The organism is Bradyrhizobium sp. 191 (assembly GCF_023100985.1).
Taxonomy (GTDB): domain Bacteria; phylum Pseudomonadota; class Alphaproteobacteria; order Rhizobiales; family Xanthobacteraceae; genus Bradyrhizobium; species Bradyrhizobium diversitatis.
On sequence record NZ_CP064692.1, the window covers coordinates 7,026,905 to 7,052,363 of the forward strand.

Annotated in this window: 22 protein-coding genes; 9 read left to right on the plus strand and 13 right to left on the minus strand. The window is 64.3% G+C overall.

Annotated elements, in window-relative coordinates:
- The first annotated feature begins 11 nt into the window (after positions 1-11).
- From IVB23_RS32895 to IVB23_RS32910, 4 genes are read left to right on the plus strand one after another with little or no spacing between them, the layout of a single operon-like run.
- The gene (locus IVB23_RS32895; protein ID WP_124161847.1) at positions 12-887 is read left to right on the plus strand and encodes a branched-chain amino acid ABC transporter permease; all 876 of its coding nucleotides are present in this window, start codon (positions 12-14) and stop codon (positions 885-887) included.
- Entirely contained in the window at positions 884-1,882 is a 999-nt protein-coding gene (locus IVB23_RS32900) for a branched-chain amino acid ABC transporter permease (RefSeq protein WP_061883497.1), read from the plus strand. Before IVB23_RS32895 ends, IVB23_RS32900 begins: the two co-directional genes overlap by 4 nt.
- Positions 1,879-2,634, plus strand: coding sequence for an ABC transporter ATP-binding protein (locus IVB23_RS32905; protein WP_061883496.1), 756 nt, complete (start codon positions 1,879-1,881; stop codon positions 2,632-2,634). The genes IVB23_RS32900 and IVB23_RS32905 overlap by 4 nt, the downstream gene beginning before the upstream one ends.
- Positions 2,627-3,346: an ABC transporter ATP-binding protein gene (locus IVB23_RS32910; protein WP_247801330.1), complete on the plus strand. Its 720-nt coding sequence runs from the start codon at positions 2,627-2,629 to the stop codon at positions 3,344-3,346. The genes IVB23_RS32905 and IVB23_RS32910 overlap by 8 nt, the downstream gene beginning before the upstream one ends.
- Positions 3,347-3,448: 102 nt before the next feature.
- Here the strand turns inward: IVB23_RS32910 and IVB23_RS32915 are convergent, their stop codons facing one another.
- The 5 genes from IVB23_RS32915 to IVB23_RS32935 all read right to left on the minus strand — a co-directional run bounded on the left by IVB23_RS32915 (position 3,449) and on the right by IVB23_RS32935 (position 10,581).
- Positions 3,449-5,458: an EAL domain-containing protein gene (locus tag IVB23_RS32915; RefSeq protein ID WP_247801331.1), complete on the minus strand. Its 2,010-nt coding sequence runs from the start codon at positions 5,456-5,458 to the stop codon at positions 3,449-3,451.
- 295 nt (positions 5,459-5,753) lie between these two features.
- The gene (locus IVB23_RS32920) at positions 5,754-6,032 is read right to left on the minus strand and encodes a TonB-dependent receptor plug domain-containing protein (RefSeq protein ID WP_061883493.1); all 279 of its coding nucleotides are present in this window, start codon (positions 6,030-6,032) and stop codon (positions 5,754-5,756) included.
- 63 nt (positions 6,033-6,095) lie between these two features.
- Positions 6,096-7,220: a hypothetical protein gene (locus IVB23_RS32925; RefSeq protein WP_247801332.1), complete on the minus strand. Its 1,125-nt coding sequence runs from the start codon at positions 7,218-7,220 to the stop codon at positions 6,096-6,098.
- 191 nt (positions 7,221-7,411) lie between these two features.
- Positions 7,412-9,988 carry an autotransporter outer membrane beta-barrel domain-containing protein gene (locus tag IVB23_RS32930; protein WP_247801333.1) on the minus strand — a complete coding sequence of 859 codons (2,577 nt, stop codon included), beginning with the start codon at positions 9,986-9,988 and terminating at the stop codon, positions 7,412-7,414.
- Positions 9,985-10,581 (minus strand): hypothetical protein, encoded by a 597-nt coding sequence (locus IVB23_RS32935; protein ID WP_197968713.1) that lies wholly within the window; start codon positions 10,579-10,581, stop codon positions 9,985-9,987. Before IVB23_RS32935 ends, IVB23_RS32930 begins: the two co-directional genes overlap by 4 nt.
- 187 nt (positions 10,582-10,768) lie before the next feature.
- Between IVB23_RS32935 and IVB23_RS32940 the strand changes: the two genes are divergently transcribed.
- Positions 10,769-11,578: a substrate-binding domain-containing protein gene (locus IVB23_RS32940; RefSeq protein WP_197968714.1), complete on the plus strand. Its 810-nt coding sequence runs from the start codon at positions 10,769-10,771 to the stop codon at positions 11,576-11,578.
- Here the strand turns inward: IVB23_RS32940 and IVB23_RS32945 are convergent.
- Positions 11,552-12,250: an ABC transporter permease gene (locus IVB23_RS32945; RefSeq protein WP_061883489.1), complete on the minus strand. Its 699-nt coding sequence runs from the start codon at positions 12,248-12,250 to the stop codon at positions 11,552-11,554. The two genes, IVB23_RS32940 and IVB23_RS32945, sit on opposite strands and share 27 nt — an antisense overlap.
- Positions 12,251-12,546: 296 nt before the next feature.
- Here IVB23_RS32945 and IVB23_RS32950 point away from each other — a divergent pair, with 296 nt between their 5' ends.
- The 4 genes from IVB23_RS32950 (at position 12,547) to IVB23_RS32965 (ending at position 16,897) form a co-directional block, all read left to right on the plus strand.
- Positions 12,547-13,398: a 3-hydroxybutyryl-CoA dehydrogenase gene (locus IVB23_RS32950; RefSeq protein WP_247801334.1), complete on the plus strand. Its 852-nt coding sequence runs from the start codon at positions 12,547-12,549 to the stop codon at positions 13,396-13,398.
- Positions 13,399-13,683: 285 nt separating this feature from the next.
- Positions 13,684-14,148 (plus strand): group III truncated hemoglobin, encoded by a 465-nt coding sequence (locus IVB23_RS32955; RefSeq protein WP_061883487.1) that lies wholly within the window; start codon positions 13,684-13,686, stop codon positions 14,146-14,148.
- A 242-nt stretch (positions 14,149-14,390) separates the two neighbouring features.
- Positions 14,391-15,044, plus strand: a complete 654-nt coding sequence (locus IVB23_RS32960; protein ID WP_061883486.1) for a Rieske (2Fe-2S) protein — start codon at positions 14,391-14,393, stop codon at positions 15,042-15,044.
- 128 nt (positions 15,045-15,172) lie between these two features.
- On the plus strand, positions 15,173-16,897 hold the full coding sequence (locus IVB23_RS32965) for a methanol/ethanol family PQQ-dependent dehydrogenase (protein ID WP_247805005.1): 1,725 nt from the start codon (positions 15,173-15,175) through the stop codon (positions 16,895-16,897).
- A 166-nt stretch (positions 16,898-17,063) separates the two neighbouring features.
- Here the strand turns inward: IVB23_RS32965 and IVB23_RS32970 are convergent, their stop codons facing one another.
- From IVB23_RS32970 to xoxF5, 7 genes are all read right to left on the minus strand, one after another.
- Entirely contained in the window at positions 17,064-17,324 is a 261-nt protein-coding gene (locus tag IVB23_RS32970) for a hypothetical protein (RefSeq protein ID WP_061883485.1), read from the minus strand.
- Positions 17,325-17,378: 54 nt separating this feature from the next.
- Positions 17,379-19,691, minus strand: coding sequence for a molybdopterin cofactor-binding domain-containing protein (locus IVB23_RS32975; protein WP_247801335.1), 2,313 nt, complete (start codon positions 19,689-19,691; stop codon positions 17,379-17,381).
- A gap of 1 nt (position 19,692) precedes the next feature.
- Positions 19,693-20,145 carry a (2Fe-2S)-binding protein gene (locus IVB23_RS32980; RefSeq protein ID WP_061883483.1) on the minus strand — a complete coding sequence of 151 codons (453 nt, stop codon included), beginning with the start codon at positions 20,143-20,145 and terminating at the stop codon, positions 19,693-19,695.
- A 624-nt stretch (positions 20,146-20,769) separates the two neighbouring features.
- A complete protein-coding gene (gfa, locus tag IVB23_RS32985; protein ID WP_061883482.1) occupies positions 20,770-21,333 on the minus strand; it encodes an S-(hydroxymethyl)glutathione synthase in 564 nt (187 codons plus the stop codon).
- A 33-nt stretch (positions 21,334-21,366) separates the two neighbouring features.
- Positions 21,367-22,476 (minus strand): S-(hydroxymethyl)glutathione dehydrogenase/class III alcohol dehydrogenase, encoded by a 1,110-nt coding sequence (locus tag IVB23_RS32990; protein ID WP_061883481.1) that lies wholly within the window; start codon positions 22,474-22,476, stop codon positions 21,367-21,369.
- Between the two features lie 61 nt (positions 22,477-22,537).
- Positions 22,538-23,029 (minus strand): c-type cytochrome, methanol metabolism-related, encoded by a 492-nt coding sequence (locus tag IVB23_RS32995; protein WP_028177982.1) that lies wholly within the window; start codon positions 23,027-23,029, stop codon positions 22,538-22,540.
- Positions 23,030-23,151: 122 nt separating this feature from the next.
- Entirely contained in the window at positions 23,152-24,957 is a 1,806-nt protein-coding gene (xoxF5, locus tag IVB23_RS33000; protein ID WP_061883479.1) for a lanthanide-dependent methanol dehydrogenase XoxF5, read from the minus strand.
- Positions 24,958-25,459 lie beyond the last annotated feature (502 nt).

Here is a 25,459-nt window from a genome sequence, read left to right on the forward strand (position 1 = left end):
AGCCTGTCACGATGGACCTGTCGCTGATCATCATGCAGCTTCTCTCCGGGATCGCCCTTGGGGCGGTCCTGGTGATCACTGCGCTTGGGCTGACGATCGTGTTCGGCATGCTCGGGGTGGTGAATTTTGCCCACGGCGCGCTGTTCATGATCGGGGCCTATGCGGGGCTGTATCTGGCATCGCTCACCGGAAGTTTCTGGTGGGGGCTGCTGCTCGCACCCATCTTGATCGGCGCCTTCGGCATGCTGATCGAGTTCGTGCTGATCAGGAGACTGTATGGACGCTCGATCGACGATCCGCTGCTGCTGACCTTCGGCCTCAGCTACATCCTGGTCGAGGGGGTGCGCATCGTGTTCGGCAGCGACGGCATTCCTTTTCCGACGCCGCCGCAGCTGATCGGCGTGCTGGATCTCGGCATCGGTTTCTTCCCGCGCTACCGCCTGTTCGTCATCGTGCTCGTGGCGGTGGTGCTGCTGGCGCTCTGGCTGACGCTGGAGAAGACCCGCGTCGGCCTGATCGTGCGCGCCGGCGCGCGCGATCCGACCATCATGCAGGTGCTCGGTGTCGATATTGGGCGGGTCTGGCTCGCGATCTTCGGGCTCGGCGTCGGGCTTGCCGCGCTCGGCGGCGTGCTCGCCGGCCCCATGCGCAGCGTCAATCCGGAGATGGGCTCGCTGGTTCTGGCGGAAGCCTTCGTGGTGACCGTGATCGGCGGGCTCGGCTCGATCGTTGGCGCGGTCGTAGCTGGTCTGATGGTCGGCGTATCCATCAGCATGGTGGCGCTGTTCGCGCCGGAGATGGCGACCATCGTCATGTTCGCGCTGATGGCGGTGGTGCTGCTGATCCGCCCGCAAGGCCTGTTCGGTGTGAGAGGGAGGACGGCGTGACGCTACGTTCGAGCGGCGAAGCGGTCGCCAAACCTGCCTCCAGCGGGCTCGGCTGGCTGCTCGACCAGCGCGTGCTCCTCTCGATTGCCGTGCTTGCCTTGCTGCCCTGGTTGCTGCCGTCGAAGGCGCTGGCCGTCAACGTCCTGATCTACGGCGTCGTGGTGATGGGCTACAATCTGCTGTTCGGCTACACCGGGCTGCTGTCGTTCGGCCAGGCTGCGTTCTTCGGTGCAGGCGCCTATTTCACCGGCATCGCGATCGGACGCTACGGCATACCCTGGTTCGCCGCCGTACCGATCGCCGTACTCCTCAGCACCTGCCTAGCCGCCGCGATCGGCATCGTCTCGACGCGCACCCGCGGCATCTACTTCTCCATGGTGACGCTCGCCTTGGCGCAACTCGTCTACTACGTCGCGCTTCAGGCGGCCTCCTTCACCGGCGGCGAGAATGGGCTGCGCGGCTTCACGGTCGACCGCATCAGTCTGTTCGGCCTTCAGGTCAATTTCCTCGATCCCGTCAACAAGTATTACGTGCTGATGGCCTTCGCGGCGTTGGCGATGTGGTTCCAGTCGCGTATCCTGAACTCACCTTTCGGGGCCGTCATCGAGGCGATCCGCGAGAACGAGCAGCGGGCACGGGCCTGCGGCTATGACGTCGAACGCAGCAAGCTGGTCGTGTTCATGCTATCGGGCGCGATCTCATCGCTCGGCGGCTGCATGCTGGCACTGCATCTGTCCATCGTGCCGCTGGACATCCTGCACTACCAGACCTCGGGCATGATCGTGATGATGGTGCTGCTCGGCGGCGCCCGCAGCTTCTTCGGGCCCTTCGTTGGTGCTGCCAGCTTCCTGATCCTGGAGGACGTGATCTCGCTCTGGACGCCACATTGGCAAATCTTCGTCGGCGCGATCTTCGTGCTGTTCGTGCTGTTCCTTCCCAAGGGCATCTGGGGTACGCTGCTCGATGCGCTCGGCGTCGGAAAGGTGCGGCGATGAGCGGCGAGCTGCTTCGCGCCGAAGGCATCGGCAAACGCTTTGGCGGCTTCGTCGCGCTCGAAGACATCACCGTTTCGTTCGCGGCCGGCCAGCTCACCTCGATCATCGGGCCGAACGGCGCCGGCAAGAGCACCTTCTTCAACATCCTCTCGGGCGCGCTGACACCGACCTCGGGCAAGCTGCACTTCAGGGGACGTGAGCTGAACGGGTTGCCGCAGCACCGCTTCGTGCATCAGGGCATCTCGCGCTCCTACCAGATCACGAACATCTTTCCGGATCTGTCCGTGCACGAGAACGTGCGCGTGGCTGCCCAGGCGCTGATCGTGAGCTACGACATCTGGCGCAACCGCGCCCGGCTCGCTGAACTGGATTCGCGCGCAGACGCCGCGCTCGACGCAGTCGGGCTGCTGGCCAGGCGGAACGGATTGGCGAAATTCCTGTCGCATGGCCAGCAGCGCGCACTGGAGATCGCGATCGCACTGGTTTCCGAGCCGGAATTGCTGCTGCTGGACGAACCGACTGCCGGCATGGGGCCGGAAGAAACCAAGGACATGGTCGCTCTGCTCGAGCGCCTCGCCGAGAAGCGCACCGTGCTCCTGGTGGAGCACAAGATGAAGATGGTGCTGGGACTCAGCAAGCGCGTGGTCGTGCTGCATCACGGCCGCCTGCTGGCGGACGGCGCGCCCGACGAGATCAGGAGCAATCCGGAGGTCCGCCGGGTCTATCTCGGACAGAGTGAAGGCTATGGCTGAGACCGCGCTGCTCGAAATCGACGATCTCCATGCCTGGTATGGCGCAAGCCATATCCTCCACGGCATCTCCCTGCACGTGAACCGGGGTGAGGTGGTCGCCCTCGTCGGCCGCAACGGTGCCGGCAAGACGACGACCTTGCGGGCGATGATGGGCCTGATGCCGAAGGCGGCGGGCCGCGTGCGCTTCGCAGGCAGGGAGCTGTTGCCGCTCCGTGCGCATCAGCGCTTCCACCTCGGCCTCGCTTACGTTCCCGAGGAGCGCCGCATCGTCCCCGGCCTGTCCGTGCGCGAGAATTTGCGGCTCGGTCTGGTCGCGGCCGGCGGCGATATCGAGGAGCGCACGGCGATCGACGAGATCGCCGAAACCTTCCCGCGCCTGAAGGAACGTCTCGATCAGGCGGGCGTGACGCTCTCGGGCGGAGAACAGCAGATGCTGGCGATTGCGCGCGCGCTGATCGCAAAGCCGAAGATGATCCTGCTGGACGAGCCCTCGGAGGGCATCATGCCTGTTCTCGTCGAGGAGATGGGCGTGCTGTTCCGCCGCTTGCGCGACGAGGGCAAGACGCTGCTGCTGGTGGAGCAGAACGTCGAATGGGCGCTGCGGCTGGCTGACCGCGCCGTCATTATTGATCAAGGCGAGGTCGTGCATCAAAGCAGCGCGGCGGCGCTGCTCGCGGACAAGGATATCCAGGAGCGCTATTGCGCGGTGTGATTATAAAGCGCGATGAGATTGGATCAATCGTTCATCGCGGTTTAAGTTGTGTTTGAGCATGATCTCTTCGGAAAACCGCTGCGCACTTTTCCGGATCATGCTTCAGGCCACGACCTTCGCCCCGGTGCCTTCGAGGCGCTGGCTTTCCTTCGCCAGATAGTCGCGGATCGCATCGGCCGGCATGGGCTTTGCGAAATAGTAACCCTGGATGAAGTCACAGCCGAGCCGGCGCAAGCTGTCGAGCTGGGCGCGGGTCTCGACTCCCTCGACGACGCAGGCGATCTCCATGTCGTCGCACAGGCCCGTGAGCGACTTGATGATCTTGTGGCTGACGGGATTTTCGTTGATGTCGGCGACGAAGCTGCGGTCGACCTTGATCTTGTCGAGCGGCAGCCGGTGGACGTGGCTCAGCGACGAATAGCCGGTGCCGAAATCGTCAAGCGAAATCCCGCAGCCCATCGCCTTCAGCGTCGCGATCGACTGCTGCGCGCGCACGAAGTCGAAGGTCACGGCGGTCTCGGTGATTTCGAAGTCGATCCGATGCGGCGGCAACCCACTCTTCTCGACGATGGAGATCAACGGCAAAATGCCTTCCGCCGCGCAGACATCGTGGGCGGAGAGGTTGAACGACAGGCGGATGTGATCGGGCCACGTCCTGGCGATGGCGAGCGCGCGCACCAGCAGCGCCTGCGTCAGCGGCCGGATCAGACCGATACGCTCGGCGGCCGGAATGAAATCGGCCGGGGAAACCATGCCGAGCCGAGTGCTGTGCCAGCGCGCGAGAACCTCGAACCCGGCGGTGTGCTCGCTCATGGCGTCGACGATCGGCTGGAACACCAGATCCATCTCGGTGCTGAAATCGGCCGTGCGCAGCAGGTTCTCGATGACTCCGCGACTGCGGATCTCGGCCTCGAGCTCGCTCGAGAAGATCACGGTGCGGCCGCGCAGATTGCGCTTGGCGTGATAGAGCGAGTAGTCGGCGCACTCGTATAGTGCTTCCGACGTGGCCGCAGAGTCCGGAAACGATGCGAATCCGATCGAGCACGACAGCCCGGTGTGGGCGGTATCGAGCTGGTAAGGCAGCTTGACCTGGCCGCCGATGCGTTCGCCCAGCCGCATCAGATCCGCATCGTCTGGGTCGCCGCACACGATGAGGCCGAACTCGTCGCCGCCGAGCCGGGCGAACTCCACGCGCTGCGGGCCAAAGCCCTCGCAGACCTCGCGGATGCGCCGGCCCGCCTCGATCAGGACGCGGTCGCCGACCGAGTGGCCGTAATTGTCGTTGATCGGTTTGAACCCGTCGAGATCGATGATGCCGACCGCGACGCGAACGTTCCTGCGCTCGGCATCTGCGAAGGCACTCGACAATTCGGCGAAGAAGCGGCGGCGGTTCGGCAGCTCGGTGAGGGTGTCGAGATTGGCAAGGCGAAAGTTCTCGTCCGAGAGTGCCTGTGTCGCCGCCTGTTGCGCCAGCAGCGATTTGCGGCTGGCGACGAGATCGGCGAAGTCGCGGTAGTAGATGAACAGCACCGTTACCATCGCGCCGGAAACCAGGAGGTTGTTGACCGCGATCGCCTTCAGCGTCGGTTCGCCCGTGGCGAAGAAGAACAGCACATAGGGCACGTCGACGATCAGCGTCACGATCAACGCTGCCGAACGCAGATGCATCAGCGAGAAGATGCAGCCGATCACGGTGACCGCCATGTAGAAGGCGACCTGGCTCTTGGCGAAGGGATCGCCGTAGGGGTAGAGCGCGAAGGACCAGGCGGTGAAGCCGGCGCCGATCGGCAAGGTCAGCCAGTTGGTGGCGCGCAGATTGCGCAGGATGTCGGCATCGCTGCGCACGCAGCGGCGCTGGCGCAGCCACCAGAAGGTCCGCAAGCCTGCGAGCACGGTCAGCGCGCTCGGCACGATCATCGTCAGCCAGTCCGGCGCCACGTTCACATACGTATAGGCCACCGCGATCGTGTTGCTGATAAGGATGAAGTAGAGCAGCGGGATCTGCTTGGAGAACGCGTCGAACTGCGCACGCGTCAGGTCCGGGTTATCGGCCGGTACGCGAAACAGCCGCGTTGCGGCGGCAAGATGAGACTTCAAATCGGCAACAGGCATTGAAATACGAGCCCCGGATCCCCTGAAAACGCGGGCGATCTTGCACGGCGCGGGTAAAGGGCGCGTTAGATCGGGCGGCGCGCGGAAGGCCAGCACAGGTTGCGCGCTACCTCAGGACTTTCCGGCCGCGTGCAATTGGTGAGGCCGCGTTAAGGGTATCCAGCGCCAAGGGCAAGTGTTCTCGGCCAAGCTGTCCGCCGCAGCTACAGCCCGCTGACCATGGTGCTGGCCGGTGCGCGCGTCCCGGTGCTTGTCGTTTTGATCGGCCGGTTGCCGTCGCTCGAACGTGTATGCTTCAGCGCCCGATCGTCACGCCGGCGGTCGAGCGCATGGCGTCCCGAAGGCTGGTTGCCTTCTTGTCGTCGAGCACCTGCCGCGTCAGCACGGTGGTCTGGCCGGGCGTGTCGAGGATCGTCTCTCCGCGCGAGGAAGAGAGCCGATCGGCCTTATAGGGCGCGGCCGGATCGGTGGCGGGAATGGCCATGGCTGCGGGACGCGGCCGTTTGCCGGCGGCGAGCGCTGGCTGTGAGATGGAGAAGGCGATCACGACCAGAAGCAACGGCCTTGCGCGCATGTGCGATCTCCCATGTCGGGACTTCAGGCTAGCACATCGGGAGCGTGGTCGCAGAAGAAAGGATCAGGCGAGAACAGCCTGACGCTCCCGCGTCGGTTCACGGACGCGGTCGATGTTCCGCGGCTCGGCGAGTCGCGTAAAGCTGCGATGGCTCGCCTGCGCGGGTGCCTCGACGATGACGCCCTCGCAGACGATCTGTCCGCCGAGCATCCTGAATTCCAGCTTGTCGTAGCGCGGCATTGTCTCGCCGGGTGCCGGCGGCAGCAGCCCGACGCTTCCCTGGATGTTCAGCGTGGCCTCGCCGTTGCCGTGAAGCCGCGGATTCCACATACGGATTCCGGTCTCCGCCCAGCGCTGCCGGATCAGCGCGGCGCGATCGGCGGGCTCCGCGGCTCTCGCGCGAGCTTTCGGTGCCCTGCGGATCTCCGGAGCAGGAGACTCGAGCGGCGGAGCCGGTTCGATCTCGGTGGCGACGCTGGCTGACTCGTTGGCCGCTGTCGCAACGGCTGTGGCGAGCGGGACATCGTTTTCAGGGGCCGGCGCGACCTCGACGGCGTGCGCCGGGTCGCTGTCGGCTCCGGCTTCAGAAACGTCAGGCGCGACGTTGTTGGCGTCGCCGAGCAGGACCGGGATTGCTTCGACGGCGACCGTTTCGACCTCGGCGGAAACGTCGGGCGAGGGGGCGGCCTCGATAACGGCACCAGGGACGTCAGTCGAAGCGGTCGCAACGTCTGATGATGAAACCACAACCTCTTCTACGACGACGGAAACGATTTCGGCGGGAGATGCATCGCCAATGATGGCGAGATCAGCGTCCGCAACCGGCTCGTTCTCCGCGTCGGTCGGTGAAATCAGGACCTCCTCGGCGACTGGCGGCGTCTCGGGCGCCTCGACTTCTGTCACTGCCTCCGGAGATGAGTCGTCGCTTATACGGATATCGTCGGACGGATTCTCCGCGACGACAGACACAGCCGTATCCGCGGCCGGAGCCTGGGTGGCGGGGGCAGCGTCGTCGCGCACCGGGTCGGTGCTGATCTCGGCGATTGGAGCTTGAGCAGTGGCGGCGACATCTTCGATGATGGCGGCCGACGCACCTGTGGTGACCGGCGCGAGGTCAATGCTGTTGCTGTGCGGCAAGGGCCGAAGTCGGGTAAACGCCCAGTTCACCGCAGGGATGCGGCGCAGCAACGATATCAGTCTCGAAAGCACTGGGAGTTGTCCAAGGTGTACTCGGCGTGAGGCAATCGCTGATTCGCCAGCAATGCGAAAACCTGCCCCGGCCGTCACACCCGTGTCAATGTAGGCAGGACCAATTGCAGAACATCCGCGCATCCAATGCGCATATGGCGACGCCATCGGATCGAGATTGCGCCGCAAGCTTACCAAACGATGCGGAAGCCGCCGGTGCCCCTGTAGCCGTGATTGTCAGCGGGATCATCAACGCTCGCGCGGTAGGTGATCTCGCCGAACACGGCATAGCGGCCGTTCGCCCATCCATAAGTGCCGCCGCCGCCGATGCTGCCCCACAGGCGGTCGTGGCCGCTCGCGAATCCGGTGTCGGCGACATCGATCCTGGTGCCGCCCAGGAACTCGTAGTGCAGATTGCCGATGGCGTAGAGGTCGGAGCGGACGATGCCCGTGCCGTCGTTCCAGGTGCGCTGATGATTGAGCGACAGCCCGAGACGGCCGAGCAGGCTGTCGGCATTGCCGAGCGAGACCAGCGCGCCGAAGCGGTCGGTGAACGCATCGAAGCCGACCTTCGAGTAGGCAAGCTGCGCCTGCGGCGCCAGCCAGAAGCCGTTGCCGATCGCGATGCGCTTGCCGCCCTCGACACTGAAGGCGTATCCGAAGCCTTCATTGCCATGCGTCATGCTGCCCACAAGCGCCGATGACAGGTCGCCGCGGTAGAACATGGTCTGCGCCTGTCCGTCGACATAGAAGCCATCATGGCCGTACCAGGTCGCGGTGGCGCCGACGCCCGTTCCTTGTGCACGGATGCGGCCGTTGCCGAACACTGAATTGACGAAGGCCGTGGTCAGGCCGTATTGCGCAGTGAGGCCGACGATCAGCCGGCCGCGCGCGTTGTCGAGCGCGGCGCCATCGAGGCCGACCTGCGCTTTCATCTCGTCGGAATCATAGGTCGAGCCGGTCGTGTTGGACGGCCGCAGCTTGGACTGCCCGCCCTCGATGCGGCCCCAGAAGGCCGATTGCGTCCATGAGCCGTCCGTGGTCTGCGCGGTATCGATTCCCGCGCGCGCCATCGCCTCGCTGCCGCCCCAGTAACGGTTGCCGACGCGCTCTCGAAGGCTCGGCGCTTGATTCATGCCGAGCAGCACCTGTGCGTAGTTCTCGTACAGGGGGACGCCGGCCTGATAGAGCGGTCCGGCGGCGGCCGGCCCCAGTGGGTCGATCAGGCTGGAGCGCAGATACCAATCGCCGTCCGCCGGCGTACCAACTCCGTTCTTCTGCAACGTGTAGGCATAGGCGCCGCCGACCAGAGCCTGCTGGCCGTTGATGACGTAGTCGCCCTGCAAGGCAAAATTGCCGTTCGAGGCACCGGCGATGTCGATCACCTTGATGCCTTCCACCGTTTGCGCACCGCTGCCGCCGATATTGGCGATGCGCAGGGTGGATGTGCCAGACGTGGCTCCCTGCACGACCAGTCGATCAGTGATCGAGCCGTCGCCGCCGAGCGCGGTGTTGAGCAGAACCGTGCCGCCGTTGCCGGTGTAATTGCCGGTCACCGTCAGCGTCGTCCCCGGCGCGCCGCCGGTTCGCACCAGGCCGGCATTGTCCAGCGATGCGATTGTCTGGTTGAAGCCGTCGAGGTCGAATGTTCCGCCGGCGGCCGCGACATAGGCGGACGCGGCGCTGAAGGCGCCCGCCGCGCCGGCGCGCAGCGTGCCTCCGGCGATGGTGGTTGCGCCGGTGTAGCCGTTGGCGCCGGAGAGCGTCTGCACGCCACCTGTCACCGTCAGGCCGCCTGTGCCATTGATTGTGCCCGCGAACGTGTCAGTTGCATTCGTGATCGCCAGCGCCTTCGTACCGAGTGCGACCGTGCCAGTTCCTGCCAGGCTCCTGATGTGGGAGGTGCCGACGATGCCCGAAATGTCGAAGGTCGCGTTGGCCACGATGCGGCTTGAATTGGCGAGTGCATCGTCGGAGCCGGCGCCCGCCAGCGCGAGCGTGCCTTGCTGAATCACCGTTTGCCCGGTGAACGTACTCGCGCCACCCAATGTGAAGGTCCCGACGCCTGTTTTCGTGAGCCCGCCGACACCGCTGAATCCGAGCGTGCCGACGTCGAACCCGTTGGTGTCGAATGTCAGCCCGCCTGCGGCGATGCCGTGCTGGCTGACTGTTCCGCCGAAGAAGCTCGCATGGTTGGTTATCGCGCGCACGACGGCGTTGTCGTAGGTCGCCTGACTGGCTGCACTGTTGACCGAAACGCTGCCCGTCTGCAGCGTGCCGCCGCTGATGTTGAGAATGCCTGTGCGTCCGGCGGCTGGCGTGGCGAGGATGATTCGATTCGTCGCGACGACGGTCGCGCCGTCCGTAATGTTGACGATGCCTGTGCCGGAGGTGCCGACGGTCACCGCCGTGGTGTTCCACCGCGAGCCTCCCCCCGTCACTGTGATGATGGCTGTACCATCTGGGAGATCGCCCATCGAAACACTGCCAGTGCTCGTCAACGTGCTGCCGTTCTGGATCGTGAGGCTCGTCGTGAGGCCGGCAGCCGTGCGAACAGTCATGTTGCCGGTCGCACCGACCGCGCCAGGGTTGACGCCGAGGACCACGGTTGAACCGGGCGCAATGTTGACGGCGCCCCCGGCAACCGGGGGAGTTCCGCCCGTCCAGTTCGTGCCCACCGTCCAGTCATTGCTGGTCGCACCGGTCCAGGTCTGCGCCGCCGTTGCGCCCGGCAAGAGCATCGAGAGCGCGGCCGCCGAGGCGCTCATTGACAGCAGGCGAAGGAACGCAGATCGCTTGCCTCCGAAGGACGAAGGGCGATGTGGATGTCTGCCCTGATCGCCGTTCGATTGCCGTGAAGACGTTGCAGCCCCGATGCATTCGCGCATGGCGCACAGCCCTTGTTGTCTTGCTGTGCCCCGGATGGCAGATTGCCAAGCATCATCGACAGCGGATCGTGGTTGTTACGGTATGTGGCTGCCGGTGACCGGTCAATGCAGATCATTGCCGCGCATTGGGAAGGATGCGCAGTGTGTTTCCGGTGCAACGTCAGGTCGTCAAAGTTAGTGGAGCAGTAACCACGCCAGATCTGTTGGATGCGCGACGGCATGTTGCAGGATTGCGACCCGCGATCTTGCGCGCGCGCTTCATAGAGTGCGCCGAACAGGAAGCGAGCCGAGACTCGCCGCGCCCTCCAGGGGAGGATGGGGGCCGCGCGTGCAGGAAAAGGTGAAGGGGCACTCGCATCCGCCCGGGTTGCGAACCGCCACAGCCGCCGATGTTGTAATAATACCCCTGTTTTGCCCGACGCCGCAAGCGCGTCTTCGGCAAGACCGAAAATCCTCAAGCCTTTCAACCCCATCGCTACTGTGCATGGGGTTGTTTTCTCGCTCTTTATTTTGCGGGCGCGCCTGGCCTGCGCCGGCGCGCTTGTTCTGCCAGACGAGGTGCACCGCGCGCATCAACTCTCGTTGCGGCCTAATGTCGGGGTTCCCGTCGTCGTTGCCCGCGGCTATTGAGGACCGTCATTGTCTGGTCGAGGACGGCGCATGAGGAAGCTTGCCACCATCGGAGCGGTTCTGCTCTGGTCCGCCATTGCATTCGCACAGGATCGCACCATCACTGTGGCCTCGACGACCTCGACGGAGCAGTCGGGGCTGTTCGGCCATTTGCTGCCTCTGTTCTCTAGGGACGAGGGCATCAGCGTCAAGGTCGTCGCCGTCGGCACCGGCCAGGCGCTGGATATCGGGCGGCGCGGCGATGCCGACGTGGTGTTCGTCCATGACCGTGCTGCCGAAGACAAGTTCATGTCCGAAGGGCAGGGCGTGAAGCGCTTCGACGTCATGTACAACGACTTCGTCATCATCGGCCCCAAGAGCGACCCCGCGAAGATCGCCGGCGGCAAGGATGTCGCGGACGCGCTGCGCAAGATCGCGGCGGCCAAGGCGCCGTTCATCTCGCGCGGCGACAAGTCCGGCACGCATGCGGCCGAGTTGAGGCTATGGAAAGAGGCTGGCGTTGACCTCAATGCCGGCAAGGACAACTGGTACCGGGAAATCGGTCAGGGCATGGGCCCTGCGCTGAACATGGCCTCGTCGTCGAACGCCTATCTTCTGTCGGACCGCGGCACCTGGCTGTCGTTCAAGAACCGTGGCGAACTCGCCATCCTGACCGAGGGTGACAAGCGGCTGTTCAACCAGTACGGCGTCATGCTGGTGAATCCTGAAAAGCATCCGAGCGTGAAGGCAAAGGACGGGCAGGCCTTCATCGACTGGCTGGTTTCGCCGAAGGGGCAGGACGCGATCGCCGGGTACAAGGTCGGCGGCGAGCAGCTATTTTTCCCCAACGCGTCCCACTAGCACGAAGGCGACGGTCGATACCGCGATGCTGAGCGCCAGCAGGATCAGCCCGAGTCCGAGCGCCAGCGGCAGGTCGCCCTTGCTGGTTTCCAGTGCGATCGCCGTCGTCATCGTGCGGGTGAAGCCGCGGATGTTGCCGCCGACGACGATGATGGCGCCGACTTCCGCAATGGCGCGCCCGAACGCCGCGAGAAAGGCCGTCAGCAGCGAGGTTCGCCCGAGCGCGAACAGCAGGCCGATGCTGCGCAGTGTCGATAGCCCGTCGATCCGCGCCAGGTCGCCATACTCCGCCCACAGCAGGCTCGCCGGCCGGTGCACCAGCGCCACCACGATCGGCGTGGCGAGCAACGTCTGCGCAATCACCATGGCGGCCGGCGTGAACAGCAAGCCCGCCGCCCCGAGCGGACCGGACCGCGACAGCAGGAGATAGAGGGCGAGCCCGACCACGACCGGCGGAAGGCCGAGCAGCGCATTGGTCACGACGATGATAACCTGACGTCCCCGGAAGCGGGTGATCGCAAGCAGGGCTCCCAGCGGTGCGCCGATCAGGAGCGCGACGATGCTGGCGGTCAGGCTGACCCGCACCGACAATGCGACGATGCCGAGCAGCTCGGCGTCGGCCTCGGCGATCAGGGTGAGGGCGGAGCCGATAGATCGTGCAAAGTCGTTCATCCGGCCTCAGGCAACTCCGTTCCGCGGGGCTCCCGCGACGTGCGTTCTGGCCGTTGCGGCTGCCATAATCAAGACCCGACTGGGCTGCCGCGGGAGGGCATGGAGGCCGCAAACCGGCCTCCGGGCGCCCGAGGCCGGTGTTTGAAGCCCCTCAGGCGCTTTATTCCGTCCATGAATGCTTTAAGGGAGGGGCAGGATCGGGTCGCAGCCGTCTTGCGGCGGTGCTAGACCTGATGCGGAAACAAAGGCGCCGGGCCATGCTGGCATCGGCTGCAGCATGAGAAGGATGTGACGCAATGATCCAGACGGTTGGCATCATCGGGGCAGGGACCATGGGGAACGGCATCGCGCAGGTCTGCGCCGCGGCCGGGCTTTCGGTCGTGATGGTCGACATTTCCGATGCGGCGGTGAACCGCGGCCTTTCGACCGTCGGCGGCAGCCTCGAGCGCCTGGTCAAGAAGGACAAGATGTCGGCGGCCGACCGCGAGGCGACGCTCAAGCGCATCACCGGCACCACCGACCGGTCGAAGCTGTCGGATTGCGATCTGGTCATCGAGGCCGCGACCGAGAACGAGGAGCTCAAGGTCAAGATCCTGCAGGATCTCTGCGCCAAGCTGTCGCCGCGCACGCTGGTCGCGACCAACACGTCGTCGATCTCGATCACCAAGCTCGCTGCGGCGACCGATCGTCCCGACCGGTTCATCGGCATGCACTTCTTCAACCCGGTGCCGGTGATGGCGCTGCTGGAACTCATCCGCGGCTTGCAGACCTCGGACGACACCCATGCCAAGGCGCTCGATTTCGCCAAGCGCGTCGGCAAGGTGGCGATCACGGCGAAGAACAGCCCGGGTTTCGCCGTCAACCGCATCCTGTGCCCGATGATCAACGAAGCGATCTTCGCGCTCCAGGAGGGCATCGCAACGGCGGAAGAGATCGACGCCGGCATGAAGCTCGGCTGCAACCATCCGATCGGGCCACTGGCGCTCGCCGATCTCGTCGGGCTCGACACCATGCTTTCGGTGATGGAGGTCTTTTACAAAGGCTTCAACGATCCCAAATATCGGCCAGCCCCGTTGCTGAAAGAGATGGTCGATGCCGGCCATCTCGGGCGCAAGACCGGGCAGGGCTTTTACACCTACAGCGCCTGATCAGGGCGACCGGCGGCGGGCCTTTCGCGTTCGCCACCGGATCCCGCACTTTGCGCTGCGACAAAGACGCCGCGCGCAACTGGCCCGACAATGTCGTCGGTGCCCTTCCTTCTCCCCTTGTGGGAGAAGGTGGCGCGAAGCGCCGGATGATGAGGGGTCGTCTCTGCAAGCGCAACTGCTTGAGGAGCACGCGGAGAGAACCCCTCACCCGTCTCAATCGCGCGGAGCGCGATTGATCTACCCTCCCACAAGGGGAGAGGGGAAGAAGGAACGGATAGCAAGGACATGTCGGATCGACTGAAGGCCGAGCGCGAAGCGGCGGCCGCGCGGCGGAGCCTGTTGACCCAGGATGCGATCGAGCGCACCGGGATCACGGAGGAGATGATCGGGGAGCTCGTCACCCGCTTCTACGGACGCGTGCGCGAGGACGCGCTGCTTGGTCCGGTCTTCGCCACCGTGCAGAATTGGGACGAGCACCTCGCCAAGCTCCGGGATTTCTGGTCCTCGGTCGTGCTGATGAGCGGCCGCTATCATGGCTCGCCGATGCGGGCGCATCTGCCGCTGAATCTGGTGGGAGATCATTTCGACCGCTGGCTCGATCTGTTCGAACAGACCGCGCGCGAGGTCTGCCCGCCGGCGGCGGCCGCGTTGTTCATCGACAAGGCGCGTCGTATCGCCGACAGTTTCGAAATGGCGTCGGCAACCGTTGCGGGCCGCATCGCTTCGCCGCGTCACGTGCTCAGATCCTGAACACAGATGCCCGCCTGAGAAACGCGCGGCTCGCATCCCGCGATGGCGCGCTGCACCAATTCCAACATCATCGGTCTGATCTGCAAAATCATCATGCGGTTCGCGTGATGCGATGTAGAATTTGCGAAAACGCGCTTGCTCGCTGGGATTGATTCAATCAAAGAGAGTGAAGCCACATTGATGCACTGCGGCGCCAAGTCTTCGCCTTCATTTCGGCAGAGTTCCAGCGCCTGCTAGCGGGCATGGCTCGCGCATCGTTCGATACCCATTCATCATCCTCCGAGAATGCTGCGGAACCCGACGTCGAAGCGGACGCCGAACAGACACGGCGATCCGTGCTGCTCGGTGCGCTGGCGGCGACGGCGTGCCTCGGCTGCTCCCCGCCGGCGCGTGCAGGCGAGGATCCGCCCGGCGCCGACGAACGGCCGCAGAGGGGCGACCTGCTCGTCTTCTCCGAAGGTGACCAGGAAGGAAAGCTCGTTACCGCGGCCGATCTGCATGCCGGCGGACCGCCGGTCCATGCCTGGCCGAAGGATCCCAACACATCGGTGGTGCGCAGCGCCTCGCGGCTCAACGAGATCCTGATCATCAAGCTCGATCCCGCCGAGCTCGACGAAAAAACCCGCGCGCGTGCTGTCGACGGCATCATCGCCTATTCGGCGATCTGCTCGCATGCGGGCTGTCCCGTCACCGCCTGGGTGAAGAGCGATGTCGGCGACAAGGAGGTGTTCAAGTGCATGTGCCACAATTCCGAATACGACCCTCGCGCGGGCGCGCAGGTCGTGTTCGGACCGGCGCCGCGACGGCTCGCGGCGTTGCCTCTGACACTGGCTGACGGATCACTCAGCGTCGCCGGCAATTTCGTCGGAAAGGTAGGTGGCGCGCAGCCAGGATGATGGACGTTGCGGGCCATGCCCGCGTCACGAGAGGCCGCCTCCGCCGATGGGCGGACGACGGGACGAACGACAAGAATTCACAACAAGAATTCAAACGGATGAAAAGGGGAACGTCCATGAAAACTTCCATGGCAAGGAAGCAATGGTTACTGTCCGGCTTCGTCGCCTTCACCTGCCTCGCCTCGACCGCCGCCGTATCGGGCCCGATAGAGAACTACACACCGGTCACGGCGCAGCGGCTGGAGAATCCGGAGCCGAGCAATTGGATGCTCTATCGGCGCACCTATGACGGGCAGGGCTACAGTCCGCTCGACCAGATCAACACCTCGAACGTGAAGAGCCTCACGCCGGTCTGGACCTTTGCCACCGGCGTGGTCGAAGGCCATCAGGCGCCGCCGATCGTCAACAATGGCGCGATGTTCGTGACGACTCCAATGGGGCAAGTGATCGCGCTGAACGCGAAGACCGGCGACGAATATTGGCGCTACAAGCGGCAGCTTCCTGACGATCTGTTCCAGCTGCATCCGACCAACCGGGGCGTCGGCCTGTGGGAGGACAAGCTCTACCTCGCCACCACCGACGACCATGTGGTCGCGCTCGATGCCAAGACCGGCAAAGTGCTGTGGGATACCAAGGTGCAGGACTACAGGAAGGGCCAGTACATGACCCTGATGCCGTTGATCGTGGACGGCAAGGTCATCGTCGGCGGCTCCGGCGGCGAGTTCGGCGTGCGCGGCTATATCGTGGCTTATGATGCCAAGGACGGCAAGGAGTTGTGGCGGACCTACACCATCCCCGGCGAAGGCGAGCCCGGTCACGACACCTGGCAGGGCGACGACTGGAAGAACGGCGGTGGATCGGCCTGGATGACCGGAAATTACGACAAGGAGACCAAGACGATCTATTGGGGCGTCGGCAATGCGGCGCCGTGGCCCGGCGAGACCCATCCCGGCGACAATCTCTACACTGCGTCGGTGCTCGCGCTCGATCCCGGCACCGGCAAGATCAAGGCCTATCACCAGTATCACCAGAACGATTCCTGGGATTGGGACGAGGTCGAGGCCCCGATGCTGATCGATCTGCAACGCAACGGTCGCACCATCAAGAGCTTGGTCCATCCGGGACGCGACGCGATCTTCTGGGTGCTCGAGCGCACGCCGACCAAGATCAACTATGTCGCAGGCTGGCCGTTCGTCTATACCGACGTCTGGAAGGGCATCGACGAGACCGGCAAGCCGATCGTGGATCCCGCGCACAAGCCAGTCATCGGGAAACGCGTCGAGTTCTGTCCGTCGCTGTGGGGCGGCAAGGATTGGCCGTCGGCCGCCTATAGCCAGAAGACCGGCCTCGTCTACGTGCCCGCCAACGAGAATTTCTGCGGCGGATTCACCGGCGAGAAGGTCCCGCTCAAGCCGGGCGAGCTCTGGCTCGGCACCAAGCCAGAGGACATCGGCCTGAAGACGAGGCCGGGCGCGGATCATTTCGGCGAGCTTCAGGCCTGGGATCCCTCCACGGGCAAGAAGGTGTGGCAGCACAACTTCCCGAAGTCGCAGCTGTTCGGCTCCGTCACGGCGACGGCGGGCGATCTCGTCTTCGTCGGCGGCACCAACGACCGCAACTTCCGAGCCTTCCACGCCAAGACCGGCGAACTTCTGTGGGAACAGAAGACCAACTCCGGCATCGTCGGCATGCCGGTGTCCTATGAGATCGACGGCACGCAGTACATCGCGATCCAGTCGGGATGGGGCGTGGACGCACAGCGCATCCAGGATGCACTCGTGACCAACAATATCGGCATCGAAGCCAATGTGCCCCAAGGCGGGGTCATCTGGGTCTTCGCGCTGAAGAAATAGCTCCGCGGGCGGATCGAAAGTAGCGGAGCAGCAAGGGGGGTGGTAAATGCGGCGGACGGCAACGTCCGCCGCATTTTTGGGGCTGCCCTCTCCCACAAGGGGAGAGGGCACATCAACTGGCACCGCCGACAGTGGTCGCCACGATGGTGTGCACACAAGGCCCTCGCTACTTCCCTTGGCGCTCGACCTTGTCCTTTTCCTTCTGGTTCATCTCACGGATCTTCGGATCCGTGTTGTGCTGTCCCGTCGTCTGCGTGGTGGAGGCGGGCGGGGCATTGGCGTTGGGGAGTGAAGTCTGGTCCGGCGTGGCGGGGCGCGTGGCCGTTGTCGGCGGAGTCGTGCTGTCCTGCGCGAACGCACCGGCGGTGGTCAAAAGAAAGGCGCCCGACAGCAACGAGACTGCGAGCGCCCTTGAGATGTTGGTCATCGATCTGCTCCTGTCAGATCGATGCAAACGGCGCGAGGCCGCTTGTGTTCCGTCTCACGCTTCCAATTGCTTGCCGATCGGAAGCGAGCGGATGCGTTTTCCCGTCGCCGCGAAGATCGCGTTGATCAGGGCCGGTGCGAACGGGGGAACGCCGGGCTCGCCGACACCGCTCGGCGGCGTGTCTGATGCGGGCGGCACGATGTAGACGTTGGTCACGACAGGAGAATCGTCCATCCTGACGACCTGGAAGTCGTCAAAATTCTTCTGCTGCACCTTGCCGTCCTTGAAGGTGATCTCGCCGTATTTGGCGAGACTGAGCCCCATGATCGCCGCGCCCTCGATCTGCGAAGCGATGCGTTCGGGGTTGACATAGGTGCCGCAATCGATCGCGGTGTCGACCCGCGGCACGGTCAGCTTGCCCTTGTCGTCGATGGCGACCTCGACGACGGTCGCGATGTAGCTGACGAAGCTGCGGTGCACGGCGATGCCGAGACCGTGGCCCTTCGGCACCTTGCGCCCCCACTCGCCCTTCTCGGCGACCAGTTCGACCACCTTGCGCAGGCGCGCGGTATCGATCGGGTAGCTCTCCTGGGGCTCGCCGTAGTTCCAGAGGTCCTTCACGTTCGGCTTGACGATGCGGGGCGAGCCGATCAGCTCGAGCAGCATGTCTTTCTGGTCGCGGCCGGTTGCCTGCGCGATTTCTCCGACCATCGATTGCACCGCGAAGGCGCGCGGGATATTCGAGACCGAGCGGAACCAGCCGATGCGGGTGTGCGCGGCTGCTTCCGGATTCTCGCACGAGATGTTGGCGATCTCGAACGGCATGTCGACGAGGCCCATGCCGATCTCGAACGGGGCCTGATGCACCGTGCCGGCTTCAAAGGTCGAGGCAATGCTGGGAGCCACGCTGCGGTGGCGCCAGGCAATCACCTTGCCGCTCTTGTCGAGACCGGCCTCGATCCGCTCGACCGAGACGGTGTGCACGAAGCCGTTGTGGAGGTCGTCTTCGCGTGTCCACTGCACCTTCACCGGCGCGCCGAGCTCTTTGGACAGCAGGGCGGCCTCGAGCGCAAAGTCGCATTTCGACTTGCGACCGAAACCACCGCCGAGCAGCGTCACGTTGACGGTGACGTTGCCTTCGGGGATCTCCAGCGTCTTGGCGACGTCCTCGCGGGTGCCGCCGGGACTCTGCACCGGCGCCCAGATCTCCGCCTTGTCGCCCTTGACGTTGGCAACCGCGACCGGCGGCTCCATGGCGACATGGGCGAGATGCGGGACGTAGTATTCGCCGACGATGACCTTGTCCGCCCCCTTTAGGGCGGCGTCCGCATCGCCCTCCTTGCGCAGGACGAGGCCGGGCTTGCGCGAGGCCTCCTCGAGCTCTTTGCGATAGGCGACGGAGTCGTATTTGCCGTTCGGACCGTCGTCCCATACCAGCTTCAACGCGTCGCGGCCCTTGATCGCCGCGCCGGTGTTGCGCGCGATCACGGCGACGCCGCCGAGCGGCTGGAACTTCGAGGGCCACGGCCAGCCGCGAACCTGCATCACCTTCTCGACGCCGGGAATCTTGAGAGCCGCCTCCGGATCGAACGAGACCAGCTTGCCGCCCGTGACGGGCGGGCGCGCGATCACGGCATACTTCATGCCGGGCAAGCGGACGTCCGCGCCGTAACGCGCCTTGCCGGTGGTGATGTCGTGGAGATCGACAATGCCGACCTGACCCTTGCCGAGATAGCGGAAGTCCTTGGGGTTCTTCAGCTTGAGGCCTTCGATGCTCGGCACCGATTCCTTGGCCGCATCCGCTGCGAGCTCGCCGAAGCCCAGCTTGCGGCCGCTGGCACTGTGGACGACCTCGTGGTTGACCGCCTTGACCTCGGTCGCCGGTACGCCCCAGCGCTTGGCCGCGGCCTGCTCCAGCATGGTGCGGGCGGAGGCGCCGATCTGGCGCATCGGCATCAGATAGTGCCGCGTGCTGCGCGAGCCGTCGGTGTCCTGGTTGCCGAACCTGACCTCGTCGCCATGGGCCTGCTGCACCTTGACCCTGGACCAGTCGGCTTCCATCTCCTCGGCCACGATCAGCGGCAGGCTGGTGCGCACGCCGGTGCCCATTTCCGAACGGTGCCCGATGATGGTGACGATGCCATCCGGGGCGACCGAAACGAACACGCGCGGATCGACCACGACACCGTGCGGCATCTGGCCGGCACCGGTCTCATAGGCGAGCGCCTGGCGCGACATCACGGGGGCGGCGAGGACGAAGCCACCGGTGACGCCGAGCCCCTTCAGGATGCTGCGGCGCGAAACCTTCTCGACCCTGATATGCTTCTCGAAGCCGCGAAGCTTGCGGGGATTGTCGATGAAGTTCATGTCACACTCCCGTCGATGCGAGATGGACGGCGTTCTCGATGCGCTGGTAGCAGCCGCAGCGGCAGATGTTGCCCGACATCGCCTCGCGGATCTGGTCATGCGAGGGTTTCGGGTTGTCCATCAGGAGGGCTGCAGCCTGCATGATCTGGCCGGCCTGGCAGAAGCCGCATTGGGGCACGTTGACCTGACGCCAGGCCTTCTGCACCGGGTGATCGCCGTTGGGATGCAATCCCTCGATCGTGGTGACCTCGCGTCCGGCGACGTCGTTGATGGACGTGATGCAGGCCCGCACCGCCTGCTTGTCGACGATGACCGTGCAGGCGCCACACAGAGCCTGGCCGCAGCCGTATTTGGTGCCGGTCAGCCCGGCCTCGTCACGCAGGAACCAGAGTAGCGGGAGGTCCGGGTCGCCGTCCCAGCTCTGTTCCTGGCCGTTGATCTTCACCTTGATCATGATCGTCCCTCGCTCTTCATAAGCATGCCAAATTCAAAGTCCGCCGACGCCGGTGGCGACGGTTCGTGCGTCGTCTCGCCGCATTCCGCCGTCGTCCCGCGCGGGCAAATCCCGGAGGCAGGCAGGAGCGCGGATAGCGATGTCTGGATTTGCTCGATACTCCCGTCTTCTTCTTGATTGATTGTACTTCGCGCAGCATCGTGACGGCGCGACCGTAGCAGGGATCGCTCCGACCCGGCGTTCACAGCCGAGTGTTCTCACCGGGAAAAGATTGCATCGGTGGTTTGTCAAAAGCAGGGCGCGGTCATTGCGCTACGCGCCTCTGCCACGGTCCCAAGCAAAAAAGCTTCGTCCGCCAGGAACTGCGCGGACGAAGCAGGATGCCTCAGTCGAGGGAGGAAGAAACGCAGGCTTCGCGAGCTTCAAGCAGGAAGCGGGCAGCCTGCGCAGTCATTCAGAGACCAGGACTGAGGAACTGATGGCCCTCATACATGTCTGGTGCAGAAGCGGCAGCATCGCCGCGCTGGTCCCGGGACGGCGGCCGGTCCGGCTCGCTGGCGGCAGGCGCCAACGAGCGGATGGGGGGACCGGCGAAGGTTCGGCTGGTCCGATCAGGCGGCCTTCTCAGGCGGCTTTGGCTTTCGCCACATGGGTCGCGATCGCGTCCATCAGTGCCGGCGACAGGCAGTCATAGGGCTCGAGCCCGATCTCCTTCAGCCGCGAGCGGATGCCTGACATCTGCTCGGGCTTCACGCCCGATTCGATCACCGAGGAGACGAAGGCGGCGAATTGCGGCGCCTGCGAGCCCTGCTCCTGGAACAATTCGGGATGGATGAAGTCGAGGCCGTAGAACGGGTGGTTCTTGTTCTCGATGCGGCCGTACATGTGCGTGCCGCAGGCCTTGCAGGCGTGGCGCTGGATCACCGCCGAGGGGTCGACGATCTGGAGCTTGTCGCCGTTCTCGAGCACGGTGACGTTCTGGCGCGGCACCACGGCGACGACGGAGAAGGTCGCGCCCTGCGGTTTCCAGCACTTGGTGCAGCCGCAGGCGTGGTTGTGGGCGACGTCGCCCTTGATGCCGACCTTGACCGGATGGTCCGTGCATTTGCAGACCAGCGTGCCGCCGGCGAAGTTGCCGCTACCTTGCTTGATGCCGTTGTCGATCGAGGGATGGAGTGCAACAGTCATGGGTCGATCCTCCTTGGTGTGATGTCTTTCGAGCTAGAACACGACGACTGAACGGATGGATTTGCCCTCGTGCATGAGATCGAAGCCTTTGTTGATCTCTTCGAGCTTGAGCACGTGGGTGATCATCGGATCGATCTGGATCTTTCCGTTCATGTACCAGTCGACGATCTTCGGCACGTCGGTGCGGCCGCGCGCGCCGCCGAAGGCGGTGCCGCGCCAGTTGCGACCGGTGACGAGCTGGAACGGGCGGGTGGCGATCTCCTTGCCGGCTTCGGCAACGCCGATGATGATCGAGGTGCCCCAGCCGCGATGGCAGGCTTCCAGCGCCTGGCGCATCACCGTGGTGTTGCCGGTGCAGTCGAACGTGTAGTCGGCGCCGCCATCGGTGAGGCCGACGAGGTGCTGGACGATGTCGCCAGTGACCTTCTTCGGGTTGACGAAGTGGGTCATGCCGAACCGCTTGCCCCACTCCTCCTTGGAATCGTTGATGTCGACGCCGATGATCTTGTCGGCGCCGGCCATCTTGGCGCCCTGGATCACGTTGAGGCCGATGCCACCGAGGCCGAACACGATCACGTTGTCGCCGGGCTCGACCTTGGCGGTGTTGACCACGGCGCCAACGCCGGTGGTGACGCCGCAGCCGATGTAGCAGCTCTTGTCGAACGGTGCGTCCTCGCGGATCTTGGCAACCGCGATCTCGGGCAGCACGGTGAAGTTCGAGAAGGTGGAGCAGCCCATGTAGTGGTAGATCGGCTTGCCCTTGTAGGAGAAACGGCTGGTGCCGTCAGGCATCACGCCCTTGCCCTGCGTCGCACGGATCGCGGTGCAGAGATTGGTCTTGCGGCTGAGGCAGCTTTTGCACTGCCGGCATTCCGGCGTGTAAAGCGGGATGACGTGATCGCCCGGCTTCACCGAGGTCACGCCGGGGCCGATCTCGCGGACGATGCCCGCACCCTCATGCCCCAGGATCGACGGGAAAATGCCCTCGCTGTCGAAGCCGTCGAGCGTATAGGCGTCGGTATGGCAGATGCCCGTCGCCTTGATCTCGACCAGGACCTCGCCGGCCTTGGGTCCCTCCAGATCGACCTCGACGATTTCGAGCGGCTTCTTGGCCTCGAAGGCGACGGCGGCACGTGTTTTCATCGTAAGACTCCTCAGATTCTCATAGGACGCCAAGAGGTGGTCTCGGCAGTCCTCGTAACGTTCATTTGTTGCCCATGCAGGCGTCTTCCGCCTTCTTGTACGCCTCTGTCTTCTCCTCCTTCTTGGCGGGACGCTGCCGGCCCCATGCTTCGGTGGAGCGGGCGCGCAGATAGACGTACAGGTCGTCCATGTAGCAGGCGACGTTCGGGTTGTCGCCGAAAGCAGGCATGACGTTCTCCTGCGCGGTCGAGATGTTCTTGCGACCGGAGGCGACCACGCCCAGGAAGTCGCCATAGCTCATGCTCTTGACGGAATCCTTCAGCGCCGGCGCGTAGGTGGAGCCCATGCCGTCGGGGCCATGACAGACGTGGCAGTCGGAATGATAGCGGCGGTATCCGGAATAGGTGAACCAGTCCACGGTGCCGTCGGCCGAAATCTTGTAGGTCGGAACCCCTTCCTTATCGAGCCACTTTCCGTCGTCTTCCTTTTTCACTGCGGTGGGGTCGCCCGGACCGTCCGCGACCGCAATTCCTCCGGACGCAACCAAGATCATCGCAGCAATGACAGAGCAGATTTTACGCAAGAGATTTTTCCTCGAGGAGCCCGGTGGGACCCGGTGGGAGACGAGCCGGCGCGTGGAGTTGATCCACGCGCCGGAGCGATGCAGAGCGAGGCCTAGTTCGGCAGCGAGAACACGGTCAGCGTACCGCCGAGTGCCGTGTAGTTGCTGAGGGCCGCGTAGCCGCCGACTGCGCCGAGACCTGCGGTCGGATCGGTCAGACCTGCCGCAAGGCCGATGCCGGCCCAGCCACCGACGCCGGAGAGCACGGCAACGTACTGCTTGCCGTTGTTCTCATAGGTGGTGACGTTGCCGATGATGCCCGAGGGAGTCTTGAACTTGTAGAGCTCCTTGCCGGACTTGGCGTCGACCGCCTTCAGGTAGCCTTCGAGCGTGCCGTAGAACACCACGCCGCCTGCCGTTGCGAGCGCACCCGACCAGACCGAGAACTGCTCCTTGTTCGACCAGACGATCTTGCCGGTCTTGTTGTCCCAGGCGATGAAGTTGCCCATGTGGCTTTCGCCCTGCGGCGGATACATCGAGAGCGTCGCACCCACATAAGGCTGACCCGCGGTGTAGCTCACCTTGAACGGCTCGTAGTCCATGCAGACGTGGTTGGTCGGAACGTAGAACAGCTGCGTGTCCGGCGAGTAGGCCGCCGGCTGCTCGTCCTTGGTGCCGAGCGCGGCCGGGCAGATGCCCTTCGTGTTCTTGTCCTCTCCGCCGTGCTCGGTCGAGTATTGAGCGACGACCTTGGGACGACCGTAGGTCGGCGAGTTCTTGTCCATGTCGACGCCGCTGGTCCAGTTCACCTTGGGGTCGTACTTCTCGGCAACCAGCAGCTCGCCGGTCTCGCGGTCCATGGTGTAGGCGAGGCCGTTGCGGTCGAAGTGCGTCAGCAGCTTGCGGGGCTGACCGTTGATCTGCTGATCGGTGAGGATCATTTCGTTGACGCCGTCATAGTCCCACTCGTCATGGGGCGTCATCTGGTAGACCCACTTCGCCATGCCGGTGTCGGCATCGCGCGCGAAGATCGTCATCGACCATTTGTTGTCGCCGGGACGCTGCTTCGGGTTCCAGGTCGAGGGATTGCCCGACCCGTAATAGACGAGGTTCAGTGCGGGATCGTAGGAGATCCAGCCCCAGGTGCAGCCGCCGCCGATCTTCCACTGGTCGCCCTGCCAGGTCTTCAGCGATGAATCCGCGCCGACCGGCTTGCCGAGCGCCGTCGTCTTGACCGGATCGACCTTGATCTGGTCGTCCGGACCTTCAGAATAGGCGCGCCAAGCCTGCTTGCCCGTCTTGAGGTCGTATGCGGTGAGGTGGCACTGCACGCCGAACTCGCCGCCGGAGATGCCGACCATGACCTTGTCCTTGACGACCAGCGCGGCCGATGTGCCGGTCTCGCCCTTCGCGGGATTGCCGTTGGTCGCCGACCAGGCCACCTGGCCGGTCTTGGCGTCGAGCGCGACGAGGTTGGTGTCGGCTTGATGCAGGATGATCTTGCCGTCGCCGTAGGACAGGCCGCGATTGACCGTGTCGCAGCACATCACCGGGATGACGTTCGGATCCTGCTTCGGCTCGTACCTCCAGACGATCTTGTTCTCGTTGGAAAGGTCAATGGCGTAGACCTTGTTCGGGAACGGCGTGTGGACGTACATCATGTTGCCGATGATCAGCGGGCCGCCCTCGTGGCCGCGCAGCACGCCGGTCGAGAAGGTCCAGGCGACCTGGAGCTTGCCGACGTTCTGGGCGTTGATCTGGTTCAGCTTGGAATAGCGGGTGTTGGCGTAGTCGCCCGCCGGCATCACCCAGTCCTTCGGGTTCTGCGACATCTTGATCAGCTCGTCGTTGGCTGAAGCGCTGCCGACGGCGAGAGCCGCCGCGGAGCCGAGATAGGTCGCCAGTAGCACCTTGCGCATAGTCATTCCTCCGTTGGTCTCGTTTATTGTTTCCGAAGCATTGCTCGACCGCCGGGCTTCTCGTCCGGCGTTTGCTCGTGCAGGGCGGTCACGATTGGGACCAGAAACGATGCTGTGCTGTTTCCTCCTCCTGATGAGAGCCACGGGTCCACGTGCAGGAGCGGCCCGTTCTTATTGTTCCTGCCGCAATCCCTAACGACTTCGCCATTGGGAAACTTGCCCAAGAGAGAAGCCGGTTTGCTCGACAGCGCACGGGGGCAAAGATTTTGATTTTGCAGTAGCGAATTCAGCCGTTTCCGCGCCGCGGCGGGCCGCGCTCAACGCCCAGGTTCCCCTTGACGGCGCTGCAACGAAGGCGGAGGATTAAGTTTCAAGAGTGGCAATGGAACGGTGGCGCTTGTTCCACAAGATCGCTCAAATTCGAGGTAAACGTCACGCAATCACGGCCGAGGGCTCCGGCAGCGCTGGTCGCGATTCGCGTCGAATCTCCGGATCAAACCAG

Bases quoted from the DNA above. Each gene is read 5' to 3' on its own strand.
- IVB23_RS32940 (WP_197968714.1), top strand. From the start codon at position 10,769: ATGAGGAAGCTTGCCACCATCGGAGCGGTTCTGCTCTGGTCCGCCATT.
- IVB23_RS32920 (WP_061883493.1), bottom strand. From the start codon at position 6,032: ATGCGCGCAAGGCCGTTGCTTCTGGTCGTGATCGCCTTCTCCATCTCA.
- IVB23_RS32990 (WP_061883481.1), bottom strand. From the start codon at position 22,476: ATGAAAACACGTGCCGCCGTCGCCTTCGAGGCCAAGAAGCCGCTCGAA.
- gfa (WP_061883482.1), bottom strand. From the start codon at position 21,333: ATGACTGTTGCACTCCATCCCTCGATCGACAACGGCATCAAGCAAGGT.
- IVB23_RS32980 (WP_061883483.1), bottom strand. From the start codon at position 20,145: ATGATCAAGGTGAAGATCAACGGCCAGGAACAGAGCTGGGACGGCGAC.
- IVB23_RS32965 (WP_247805005.1), top strand. From the start codon at position 15,173: ATGGCAAGGAAGCAATGGTTACTGTCCGGCTTCGTCGCCTTCACCTGC.
- xoxF5 (WP_061883479.1), bottom strand. From the start codon at position 24,957: ATGCGCAAGGTGCTACTGGCGACCTATCTCGGCTCCGCGGCGGCTCTC.
- IVB23_RS32975 (WP_247801335.1), bottom strand. From the start codon at position 19,691: ATGAACTTCATCGACAATCCCCGCAAGCTTCGCGGCTTCGAGAAGCAT.
- IVB23_RS32905 (WP_061883496.1), top strand. From the start codon at position 1,879: ATGAGCGGCGAGCTGCTTCGCGCCGAAGGCATCGGCAAACGCTTTGGC.
- IVB23_RS32935 (WP_197968713.1), bottom strand. From the start codon at position 10,581: ATGGGGTTGAAAGGCTTGAGGATTTTCGGTCTTGCCGAAGACGCGCTT.
- IVB23_RS32960 (WP_061883486.1), top strand. From the start codon at position 14,391: ATGGCTCGCGCATCGTTCGATACCCATTCATCATCCTCCGAGAATGCT.
- IVB23_RS32910 (WP_247801330.1), top strand. From the start codon at position 2,627: ATGGCTGAGACCGCGCTGCTCGAAATCGACGATCTCCATGCCTGGTAT.
- IVB23_RS32930 (WP_247801333.1), bottom strand. From the start codon at position 9,988: ATGAGCGCCTCGGCGGCCGCGCTCTCGATGCTCTTGCCGGGCGCAACG.
- IVB23_RS32970 (WP_061883485.1), bottom strand. From the start codon at position 17,324: ATGACCAACATCTCAAGGGCGCTCGCAGTCTCGTTGCTGTCGGGCGCC.
- IVB23_RS32950 (WP_247801334.1), top strand. From the start codon at position 12,547: ATGATCCAGACGGTTGGCATCATCGGGGCAGGGACCATGGGGAACGGC.
- IVB23_RS32895 (WP_124161847.1), top strand. From the start codon at position 12: ATGGACCTGTCGCTGATCATCATGCAGCTTCTCTCCGGGATCGCCCTT.
- IVB23_RS32945 (WP_061883489.1), bottom strand. From the start codon at position 12,250: ATGAACGACTTTGCACGATCTATCGGCTCCGCCCTCACCCTGATCGCC.
- IVB23_RS32995 (WP_028177982.1), bottom strand. From the start codon at position 23,029: ATGATCTTGGTTGCGTCCGGAGGAATTGCGGTCGCGGACGGTCCGGGC.
- IVB23_RS32955 (WP_061883487.1), top strand. From the start codon at position 13,684: ATGTCGGATCGACTGAAGGCCGAGCGCGAAGCGGCGGCCGCGCGGCGG.
- IVB23_RS32915 (WP_247801331.1), bottom strand. From the start codon at position 5,458: ATGCCTGTTGCCGATTTGAAGTCTCATCTTGCCGCCGCAACGCGGCTG.